The following is an 11034-nucleotide window of genomic DNA, read 5'->3' on the forward strand; positions in this document are numbered from 1 at the left end:
GCCAGAGCCAGAGCCAGAGCCAGAGCCAGAGCCAGAGCCAGAGCCAGAGCCAGAAAGTGCTGCACCGTCCGCACCGCGGCAACCCGCGCCTGAAAAGCGCAGTGTCGTGCCCATGATCTTTGCCGGGATCATCGCCGCATTGGCGGGCTTTATCGCGGCACGGTCCGACATCCTTGAACCGATCCTCCCCGGCCTTGCCACACAGGCAGGCGCAGACCCCGAACTGGTTGAGCAATTGAACGGAACCGTCGCGGATTTGACCGCACGCCTCGACCAATCCACGGAACAGATTGCGACGCTGACAGCGAAGGTCGAGACCCTGTCCCAAGTTGAGGCGCCGGTGGACTTTGGCCTGCTGGAACAACAACTTGCTGCCTTGTCCGACCGCATCGACGGCCTTGGGTCACAAACAGGCACCGCGCCCGTCGTGCCGGATGAGGCCATCGACTCTGCGCTGTCTGACCTGCGCGCCACGGCATCCGCCCAACAGGCTGAAATCGACAGGCTTCTGTCTGATGCCCGGCTGGCCCGTGAAAACGCCGAAGCGTCTGCCAGCGCGACATTGGCGCGTGCCGCGATCAATCGGGTCCTTGCCGCCGTTGACAATGGCGGGCCATTTGCGGCCGCGCTTGGCGATCTTGAACAGGCTGGAGTGTCCGACATTCCCGACGCGCTGCGTTCGGCCGCCGCTGACGGGGTGCAACCATTGTCAGAGCTGCAGGCATCTGCACCCGACGCGGCCCGCAATGCGCTGGCCGCGGCCCGCGCCGCGGAAGAGGGCGGCGGGCTGGGCGCCTTCTTTGAGCGTCAGCTGGGCACGCGGTCGATTCTGCCAACGGAAGGATCACACCCGGATGCCGTCCTGTCGCGTGTGGAGGCAGCCGTGCGCGATGGCCGTTTGAACGACGCATTGGCCGAAGCCGAAGCATTGCCCGAAGCGGCACAAGAGGCGCTCGCGCCCTGGTTGGAACAGGCGCAACAGCGTCACGAGGCGGTCACCGCCGCAAACGCATTGGCGCAACGCCTGTCGGCACTCTGAAGGGGCCTTTCATGATCTGGTCATTGGTAAAAATCATTATTTTTGTTGTTGCGGTCGCCGCACTCGCGCTCGGCGCCGGATGGCTTCTGGAAACAGAGGGCGGCATTCAAATCGTTGTCGCGGGCAAGGAATATACGCTTGGACCGCTGCAGTCAGTCATCGCTCTTTTGGCGCTCGTGATCGTTGTCTGGATCGGGCTGAAGCTGCTGGGTCTTCTGGTCGCCACATGGCATTTCCTGAATGGCGACGACACAGCCCTGTCCCGCTACTTCGAACGGCGCAAATATGCCAAAGGTTACGACGCGCTGGCCGAGGGCATGATGGCGCTGGCCTCGGGTGAAGCACGCACCGCGCTGGCCAAGGCGGAAAAGGCGGATCGTTACCTTGACCGTCCCGAGCTTACCAACCTGTTGACCGCACAAGCGGCCGAGATGGCAGGGGATCGGAAAAAAGCCGAGGAAACCTACCGAAAGCTCATAGAAAACGATGCAACCCGCTTTGTCGGTGTGCGCGGAATCATGAAGCAAAAGCTGGCTGACGGAGAGACCGAAACAGCACTCAAGCTGGCTGAAAAGGCGTTTGCCATCAAACCCAAACATGAAGAGACGCAGGATATCCTGCTCAAGCTTCAGGCGGAAAAAGAGGATTGGAAGGGCGCACGCGAAACTCTGAGCGCCAAACTGAAACATGGGTCCCTGCCCCGGGATGTGCACAAGCGACGTGACGCCGTACTGGCCCTGAGCGAAGCCAAAAAAGTTCTGGATCAGGACGAGACAATCGAAGCGCGCGAAGCGGCCGTCGAGGCCAACCGCCTGTCACCTGACCTGATCCCGGCAGCCGTTATGGCTGCGCGTGGGTATGTCGAAAAGGGTCAGAAGCGATACGCCACGCGCATCCTGAAAAAGGCGTGGAATGCCCAGCCGCATCCAGATCTCGCCGCCGCCTTTGCCGAGGTTGAACCAGGCGAAGACACGGCAGCACGCCTCAAACGGTTTGCTGCTCTGACCAAGTCCAATGCCGATCACCCCGAGGCGCGCATGCTGCTGAGCGAACTGAACATCGCGGCAGAAGACTTCCCCGCCGCCCGGCGCGTGCTGGGTGATCTGGCCGAAAGCGATCCAACCACGCGGTCGCTGACCCTGATGGCTGCCATCGAACGGGGCGAAGGAGCAGGCGACGCCGTGGTGCAGGGCTGGCTTGCCCGTGCATTGACTGCACCCCGCGGACCGCAATGGGTGTGCGACAACTGCCACAACATCCACAGCGAGTGGGCGCCCACATGTGACAATTGCGGTGCATTCGATACGTTGACTTGGAAACGGCCACCAAACGCCGAACTCAGCCTGCCCGGCGGAACCGAAATGCTGCCGCTTCTGGTTGGATCACCTGCTGAAAAATCAGACGATACGGTCGCCGTTGTGGATGATGAAGATGTGATTGAGGCAGAGGATTTGGGCAATCCGCACACTCAGAACACGTGATGTGATGTACGCGCCTACTATGATTATGCAACGCTTTCGGCAATTGACCGCCCGTCGCAGAGATTCCTTTGTGTTCCGCCGATGTTTCCCGCTAAACGTGCTCTGAATACGCTGCCGTAGCCGGCCCAGAGGAACATGTTGTGCAATATCCAATTCGCTTCTTAGCGTCGTTGTTTTTTATTGCGGCGATGTCCGCCTGTTCATTGCCACGTGGCGCAGCCATCGAAAACGAAGTGATCCGCAACCAGAACGATGAAGATGCTACGTTTTCCGTTGTGCCGATCAGACAGGACAATGTGGCGCAATTGGCGATGTGGCCAGCAACGGGTTGGGCAGGGCACTACCACTGGTTCACCCGCAACCCTGGCCCCAAGTCCAACGTCATCCAGCCAGGTGACACGATTGATTTGGTAATTTGGGACAACCAGGAAAACTCGCTTCTGACTGGCGACCTTCAGCAGAATGTCGTTATGCCGGGCATCACCGTTTCACCCAATGGTATGATCTTTGTTCCCTACATCGATCAAGTGAATGTGGCCGGATCAACCCCTGACGCGGCCCGTCTCCAGATCGAGGAAAAGTTGCGTGTGGTGATACCCGATCCGCAGGTGCAACTTGCCGTCGTATCCGGCCCAGACAACTCGGTCGATGCGGTCCGTGGCTTTAACTCGCCAGGCAACTACCCCTTGCCCAATCGCAACTACTCGATCCTCAGCCTGATCTCGACAGCTGGCGGTATCTCTGCGGACTTGCAGAATCCACTTGTGCGGGTCATCCGTGGCGGCAACTCCTTTGAAATCCGGGCTGGCGACCTGTTTAAACAACCCTCGGCAAATGTCATCCTGCGTGGTGGCGATAAAATCATCGTGGAAGAAGATGAGCGGTACTTCGTTGCGCTGGGGGCCACCGGGTCCGAAACCATCGTGCCATTCACCAAGGAACGCATCAACGCAATCGAAGCACTGGCACTTGTCGACGGCATCGATGATGGACGTGCCAACCCCAAAGGGGTGCTGATCTTGCGCGACTATTCCCGCAAGGATCTGCGCGCGGACGGTTCGGGACCCGAAAAAACTCAAGTGGTGTTCGCGGTTGATCTCACCTCGGCGGACTCACTTTTTGCCGCCCGCAAATTCAACGTGAACCCCGGCGACCTTGTCATGGCTACCGAAAGCTCGGTCACCTCGATCCGAACCGTCTTTGGTCTGATTGGATCGGTCATCGGCGTCGGCAACGCGCTGGACAACAACTAAAAAAAGGGCCGCACATCGTGCGACCCCTTTGCAAGCGATAGGGCGGGGCAATCCCCGCCCTTTTTCATTAGTAGCGATAGTGCTCAGGCTTGAACGGTCCCTCGGGTGCAACACCGATATAGGATGCCTGTTCAGGGTCCATTTGCGTCAGCTTCACACCAATCCGATCAAGGTGTAGGCGTGCCACTTTCTCATCCAGATGCTTCGGCAGGATGTAGACCTCGTTCTTGTATTCGTCGCCCTTGGTCCAAAGTTCGATCTGCGCCAGCACCTGGTTGGTGAAGGACGCGGACATCACAAAGGATGGGTGGCCCGTAGCATTGCCAAGGTTCAGCAGACGCCCCTCGGACAGCAGAATGATGCGATTGCCGTTTGGCATCTCGATCATGTCCACCTGTTCCTTGATATTGGTCCACTTGTGGTTCTTCAGGCTAGCCACTTGAATTTCGTTGTCGAAGTGGCCGATGTTGCCGACGATGGCCATGTCCTTCATCTCGCGCATGTGCTCGATGCGGATCACGTCCTTGTTGCCGGTTGTAGTGACAAAAATGTCTGCCATGCCAACAACGTCTTCCAGGGTCGTGACCTGGAAACCGTCCATGGCCGCCTGCAGCGCGCAGATCGGATCGACCTCGGTCACGATGACACGAGCACCGGCACCGGCGAGGCTCGCCGCCGAGCCTTTGCCCACATCGCCATACCCCATCACAACGGCGGTCTTGCCTGCCATCATGGTGTCCGTGGCGCGGCGAATGCCGTCCACCAGCGATTCCTTACAGCCATACTTGTTGTCGAATTTCGACTTGGTGACACTGTCATTCACGTTGATGGCAGGGAAGGGCAGCTGCCCGTCACGCACCAGCTGGTACAAACGGTTCACACCGGTTGTGGTCTCTTCCGAGACACCCTTGATCTGGTCGCGCATCTTGGTGAACCAGCCGGGGCTTTGCTCCATCCGCTTGGCAATCTGCTTCTTGATCACCTCTTCCTCTTCCGAGGTTGGGACCGGAATGATGTCTTCGCCCGCCTCTGCACGGGCACCCAACAGAACATACAGGGTCGCGTCACCGCCATCGTCCAGGATCATGTTGGGGCCGTCGGGAAACTGGAACGACTTGTCCAGGTAATCCCAATGTTCCTCCAACGATTGCCCCTTAATCGCAAAGACCGGGACCCCGCTCGCCGCGATCGCTGCCGCTGCGTGGTCCTGCGTGGAGAAGATATTGCACGATGCCCAGCGCACATCGGCACCCAGTTCAACCAGCGTTTCAATCAGAACAGCGGTCTGGATCGTCATATGCAGCGATCCGACGATGCGGGCACCGGCCAGCGGCTTGCTTTCGCCATACTCGGCGCGGCATGCCATCAGCCCGGGCATTTCCGTTTCGGCAATATCCAGTTCCTTGCGGCCAAACTCGGCCAGGGCAATGTCTTTAACAACGTAGTCCTGCGACATGTGTCTTGTCCTTTTCAAATAGGGTTGGACCGCAGATAGCACTGACCTCCGACAGGGGCAATCGCGCGTTCAAACGTTGCGATATATGGCAATGGAACTGTGTCCGAGCTTTCAAACCGACCAAAGCTTTCGCACGGCCGATACCTGCGCTAGGACGGGACGACACCGGAGAAAGATATGCCCAAACAACCCCGTGCTTGGCAGCGCATGCTGTCGGGTCGCAGGCTGGACCTGCTGGACCCCACCCCCATGGATATCGAGATTGAAGACATCGCTCATGGCCTCGCCTTTGTTGCGCGTTGGAACGGGCAAACAGCGGGGGACTACGCCTATTCCGTGGCCGAGCATTCCCTTTTGGTAGAGACCCTTTTTGGTCGGATATCGCCCAATGCACCCGCCAAGTGGCGCCTGGCCGCACTTTTGCATGATGCGCCGGAATACGTGATTGGCGACATGATCTCACCCGTGAAAGCGTCGGTTGGTCCGGGGTACAAAGTGCTGGATGAACGGCTGGAAGCGGCGGTGCATATTCGGTTCGGTCTGCCCGCAAAGGTGCCGCAAACAATCAAGCGGCAGATCAAGAAGGCCGACAGGATCAGCGCCTGGATGGAGGCCACGCAGATCGCCGGGTTTACCGAAGTCGAGGCCAGCAAGTTCTTTGGAAAGCCGGATCAGGCCTTGATCGACGGGCTGCAAATCGTCTTGCGTCCCCCCGTAGACACCCGGAACGCATTCACCGCCCGTCACACAGAACTGCTTGAGAACTGCACATGATCAACGTCCGTCCCGCCATCGCCCTTGATGCGCCATCCATGGCTGCACTCCTGAACGCCATCATCGAAGAAGGCGGAACGACAGCTCTGACAAGCAAGATGTCAGGAGATGATCTGGCCGATTGGATGGCAGCGAATGACGGGCGCGCGGCGTGGCATGTGGCCGTAAACGCGTCCGAACAAGTCGTGGGTTTCCAGTGGATCGAAAGCGCCAACTACCTGCCGCCCGAAGCCGCCGAAATCGCCACCTTTGTGCAGATGGGTCAAACCGGCCTTGGCATCGGGTCAAAACTGTTCGACGCAACGCGCAAGGCGGCCAAAGACATCGGCTATGTCTGGATCAACGCCAATATACGAGCCGACAATGAGGGTGGATTGATCTACTACCAGTCCCGCGGGTTCCAGGATTATGGGCGGATCGACGGGTACGAGATGGCAAGCGGCCAGATCGTCGACAAGATTCTCAAGCGCTACGACCTCTGAATCTGTTAACTCTTCGTTGCCCCATCCCTACGGTGGGGCTACACCGGGGGTGACAGGGTGGAATCCAACCTCAGATTTTGAAGATCACAAGAGGTTGCCCAGCGCAAAACGCACCGGCCAATCCTTCCTTTTTTCAAAAAATCCTCGGGGCTCTGGAGGTGGTAAACCCCCAGTCCAACACCTTAACGCGGCGAGCGTTTCGCCAAGATGCGCTGCAACGTCCGCCGATGCATGTTCAACCGCCGCGCCGTCTCTGACACGTTGCGATCACACAGCTCATAGACACGTTGGATATGCTCCCAACGCACACGGTCCGCGCTCATCGGGTTCTCCGGCGGGGGTGGCAGATCATCGCCCTTGGCCAGAAGCGCGTTGGTGATGTCCGTCGCATCCGCAGGCTTTGACAGGTAGTCTGTCGCGCCGATCTTGACTGCCGCAACCGCCGTTGCAATCGCACCGTACCCAGTCAATACCACAACCCGCGCATCGGGTCGTTTGTCCCGCAGCACTTCGACCACATCGAGCCCGTTGCCATCTTCAAGCCGAAGATCAACGACGGCGTAGGCCGGTGGGCGCGCTGTCGCGATCGCTTTGCCTGCTGTCACACTTTCTGCGGTTTCGATTTCGAAACCGCGCTTTTCCATGGCCTTGGCCAAACGCCGCAAAAACGGTTCGTCGTCATCAACCAGTAAGAGCGATTTATCCTCGCCCAGGTCCGGCAGTGCTGCATCCGGCATCAAATTCTCCAGTTCCCGCTTATTTTTCTGGCTGGAGTGGAATATGGCCCGTGCGGTAGATGGGGTCAAATTATTCCTAGAAATCAGGCGTTTTCAACAAAGCATGCAACGCGGTCTGCCATGGCTTCAGCGCCTACATCGCGCCGGAAAAACTCAACAAAACCATGCTCGGGCAACACAAGATATGTGAACGTCGAATGATCCACGAGGTAGAATTCGTCCGATTTATCATGCGCTTTATAGTAGGTGCGATAGGTTTTACTGGCCGCATCGGTCTGTTCAGGTGATCCCGTCAGTCCAATCATTTTTTCATGCAGGTTGTAGGCAAAATCACCGACAATCTCGGGCGTATCCCGTTCTGGATCCACAGTGATGAAGACTGGTGTCACCGACATGCCGCGTTCCGCCAGCACATCAACCGCCTCTGCATTGCGGGCGGTATCAAGCGGACAGACATCCGGGCAGAACGTGTATCCAAAATAGATCAGGGTTGGTTCGGTGATCACATCCTGATCCGTCACGGTTTGCCCTTCCGCGTTGACCAGTTCAAACGGGCCACCAATTCCATTGCCGTCACCCGCCACCTGCGTCGCATTGCATTGAGCAAACGCTGTATCCTCACCACCTGACTGACTGACCCACCAAAGCCCCCCGATAAAAAGGGCGGCGACAATAGCGGCGACGGGTGCGATGATGCGGGTCATATTCGGTCTCCGAGCTAGGGTTGTACCTTAGCTATCAATCCCGGGGCCGAGTTCAACAAACGAAGAAGTGACACAATGGCGCAACCTGACATCGGCCTGCTGACAGGCCAGCAAAGATCAAACTGGATTCGCCTGCGCACGATGATCCTGCTGCGCTGGGTTGCGATTGTCGGGCAGCTTGTGGCGCTGACGGTTGCGCAGCGCCTGTACGGACTACAGCTCGAATTGGGCCTGTGTTATCTGGCCGTTGGCGTATCGGTGATTGGCAACCTGATCGCGATCTTTATCTTCCCTGAAAACAAGCGCCTCAACGAGTTTCAGAACTTACTTATGGTGCTGTTCGACGTGCTGCAACTTGGCTTCCTGTTGTTCCTGACGGGGGGTTTGAACAACCCGTTTGCCTTGCTGCTTTTGGGGCCTGTCACCATCTCGGCTGCCGTTTTGACAACGCGGTCAACCCTGCTGGTCGGGGCTACGGCCATCGTGATCGTGACCATTCTGTCGGATTATCACCTGCCGTTGCGAACGCAGGACGGATTCATTCTTCGCATTCCAGACCTGTTCGTATTTGGGAACTGGATCGCACTTGTGATCGCGATCTGTTTCATCGGCCTGTATTCCCGCCGCGTCACGTCGGAAATCCATTCCATGTCGGACGCGCTGTCCGCCACCCAACTGGCCCTGTCGCGCGAACAGAAGCTGACTGACTTGGGCGGCGTGGTCGCCGCCGCCGCGCATGAGTTGGGAACGCCGTTGGCGACGATCAAGCTTACCAGCGCGGAACTGATCGAAGAACTGGATGATCGCCCGGAACTGAAAGAGGATGCCGCCCTGATCCGTGAGCAGGCAGACCGCTGCCGCGACATCCTGCGCGACATGGGTCGTGCCGGAAAAGACGACCTGCATCTGCGTCAGGCTCCGCTGATGACCGTTGTGCAAGAGGCTGCTGAACCGCACACGCACCGGGGAAAGCTGGTGCAATACACCCATGATCCGGATGCGGGCGACGAAATCGACCAGCCTGCGATCTTGCGTCAGCCCGAGATTATTCACGGCCTGCGCAACCTGGTGCAAAACGCTGTTGATTTTGCGCGCTCGACCGTGTGGATCGAAGCGCACTGGACCAACACGCAGATCACGATCCGTATCATGGATGACGGCCGCGGTTTCCCTCCGCAGCTTTTGGGCCGCATCGGCGACCCCTTTGTCCGTCGCCGAAAAACATCAACAGAACGTGCGCAACGACCCGAGTATGAAGGCATGGGTTTGGGCCTGTTCATCGCCAAAACGTTGCTCGAACGATCGGGTGCCGAACTGACCTTTGCCAATGGCGCAGATCCTTATGCGACGTGGGAACAGCGCGACAGCCATATCGGCGCCATCGTCGAGGTGGTCTGGCCAAGGAAAAAGGTAGATGCGCGAAGCGGTGAAAATGCCGTGTCGATGGGTCGGAACGAACAAATCAGGGCATGAAAACCGCCCTGTGTTAAGAACGCGTTAACCCTGTTCGCCGGATAGTTCTGTCAGTTTGGAGAAAGGTTACGCGATGGCACTGTTGGAAGTTGTCGTGATATTCGGTTCCGCCCTGTCCGCCGTGACGGCAGGCATCTTGTACCTCGGCCGCACACCAGCGCGCGCTGTTCAATCAATGGAACCAGAAATACCGGGCCTATCCTTCCTGTTCGATGGCGTCGATTTGGAACACGCCTCACCGCAGGCTGAGACAACGATGCAGCGCGAATCGGGCTCGACCGATTGGCAAGCACTGAAAGCCGGGCTGAGTTCGAGGTTTCCGGGCCTTCCAGATGCTGATGATATCCAGTCCATTGAAACACTGACACTCCAAGCCGCCCGCAGTGACGATGGTGCGGTTCTGCGCCTCCACCGCGAGGCGGGCATGACTCGCGTAGAGATTGAGGATCAAGTTAGTGCTGATCCAAACGCAAAACACACCATTCAATCCCTGGAAGCCGAGTTGGAAAACCTCCGTTTGGCAGCAACGGCCGCACCCTATCCGATATGGCTGGCGGATGACACGGGGTCGATTACTTGGCGCAACGCAGCCTATGGAACACTGGAGAAGGCAGCAAAGGGTGCTGATGCGGATGATGCATCCCCAATCTTTCAGTTTGATCCAGACGACATGGCTGGAAAGTCTTCGGTACGGGTTCCAGTGCAGATGTACGGCAATGGAACGACTGAGTGGTACAGCCTAACAGAGACGCAGGCAGGCAAAGCCAGCGCGTTCCACGCCGTAGACATCAATGCCGTTATTCAGGCTGAAGTCGCTCAGCGCAACTTTGTCCAGACACTGGCCAAAACATTTGCGCAACTGTCCATCGGGTTGGCGATCTTTGATCGTAACTGCCAGTTGGCTCTCTTCAATCCCGCCCTTGTTGATCTCACTTCGTTGCCTGCGGAGTTTCTGAGTGGGCGACCCGACATGCTTTCGTTCTTTGACAGGCTTCGGGACAATCGCGTGATGCCGGAACCAAAAAACTATGGTTCTTGGCGCCAGGAAATCTCGGAGATGATCAAAGCCGCATCGCATGGCAGCTATCACGAGACGTGGACACTGGATACCGGCCACACCTACCGCGTCAGCGGACGGCCTCATCCCGATGGTGCCATCGCCTTCCTGATCGAAGATATTACGGCCGAGATTTCGCTGACTCGCAACTTCCGTGCGGAGCTTGAGCTGGGACAGTCGCTGATGGACACGTTTGAGGATGCACTGGTTGTGTTTTCATCAGCTGGAGTTCTCACGTTCTGCAACGCGGCTTACCGCGAGATGTGGAAGCTGGACCCGGACAACAGCTTCGCCAACGTCACCATCGTGGATTGCCTGCAAGCCTGGCAGGACCAGTGCAAACCTGACCCTGCGTGGGACGAAATGCGCGATTTTGTCATGAAGGTTGGTGAGCGCGCGCCGTGGGAGGCGGAAGTGCAGCACAGGAACACAGGTACGATCCGCGCGCAAATCTCTCCGATCGTGTCAGGTGCCACGGTGATCCGTTTTTCCGAGTTGGCCGATCAACCTGCAGCAGCGGATCCTGTAACGTCCTGACCATTCAGACTTGCAGCGCACAAGGATGCCGGTAGGTTGTC

General features: G+C 57.9%; 10 protein-coding genes. 7 read left to right on the plus strand and 3 right to left on the minus strand.

Going from position 1 to position 11034, the window contains the following annotated elements:
• The 3 genes from AC6RA8_RS05125 to AC6RA8_RS05135 all read left to right on the plus strand — a co-directional run.
• On the plus strand, positions 1-1039 hold a 1039-nt coding region (locus AC6RA8_RS05125), incomplete at its 5' end, for a COG4223 family protein (protein WP_500351050.1).
• Positions 1040-1050: 11 nt separating this feature from the next.
• On the plus strand, positions 1051-2520 hold the full coding sequence (locus AC6RA8_RS05130) for a heme biosynthesis protein HemY (protein ID WP_500351051.1): 1470 nt from the start codon (positions 1051-1053) through the stop codon (positions 2518-2520).
• 170 nt (positions 2521-2690) lie between these two features.
• A complete protein-coding gene (locus AC6RA8_RS05135; RefSeq protein ID WP_500351052.1) occupies positions 2691-3773 on the plus strand; it encodes a polysaccharide biosynthesis/export family protein in 1083 nt (360 codons plus the stop codon).
• Positions 3774-3840: 67 nt separating this feature from the next.
• Here the strand turns inward: AC6RA8_RS05135 and ahcY are convergent, their stop codons facing one another.
• The gene (ahcY, locus tag AC6RA8_RS05140) at positions 3841-5229 is read right to left on the minus strand and encodes an adenosylhomocysteinase (protein WP_500351053.1); all 1389 of its coding nucleotides are present in this window, start codon (positions 5227-5229) and stop codon (positions 3841-3843) included.
• Positions 5230-5406: 177 nt separating this feature from the next.
• On the opposite strand from ahcY, the gene AC6RA8_RS05145 reads away from it, so the two are divergent.
• Positions 5407-6003, plus strand: coding sequence for an HD domain-containing protein (locus AC6RA8_RS05145; protein ID WP_500351054.1), 597 nt, complete (start codon positions 5407-5409; stop codon positions 6001-6003).
• Positions 6000-6485 (plus strand): GNAT family N-acetyltransferase, encoded by a 486-nt coding sequence (locus tag AC6RA8_RS05150; protein WP_500351055.1) that lies wholly within the window; start codon positions 6000-6002, stop codon positions 6483-6485. The genes AC6RA8_RS05145 and AC6RA8_RS05150 overlap by 4 nt, the downstream gene beginning before the upstream one ends.
• 182 nt (positions 6486-6667) lie before the next feature.
• On the opposite strand, the gene AC6RA8_RS05155 is transcribed toward AC6RA8_RS05150, so the two are convergent.
• Positions 6668-7222 carry an ActR/PrrA/RegA family redox response regulator transcription factor gene (locus tag AC6RA8_RS05155; protein ID WP_500351056.1) on the minus strand — a complete coding sequence of 185 codons (555 nt, stop codon included), beginning with the start codon at positions 7220-7222 and terminating at the stop codon, positions 6668-6670.
• An 83-nt stretch (positions 7223-7305) separates the two neighbouring features.
• A complete protein-coding gene (locus AC6RA8_RS05160) occupies positions 7306-7926 on the minus strand; it encodes an SCO family protein (RefSeq protein ID WP_500351057.1) in 621 nt (206 codons plus the stop codon).
• Positions 7927-8001: 75 nt separating this feature from the next.
• On the opposite strand from AC6RA8_RS05160, the gene regB reads away from it, so the two are divergent.
• Positions 8002-9399, plus strand: coding sequence for a sensor histidine kinase RegB (gene regB / locus AC6RA8_RS05165; RefSeq protein ID WP_500351058.1), 1398 nt, complete (start codon positions 8002-8004; stop codon positions 9397-9399).
• A 73-nt stretch (positions 9400-9472) separates the two neighbouring features.
• Positions 9473-10993, plus strand: a complete 1521-nt coding sequence (locus tag AC6RA8_RS05170; RefSeq protein WP_500351059.1) for a PAS-domain containing protein — start codon at positions 9473-9475, stop codon at positions 10991-10993.
• Positions 10994-11034: the final 41 nt, after the last annotated feature.

This window comes from Tateyamaria sp. (assembly GCF_059783535.1).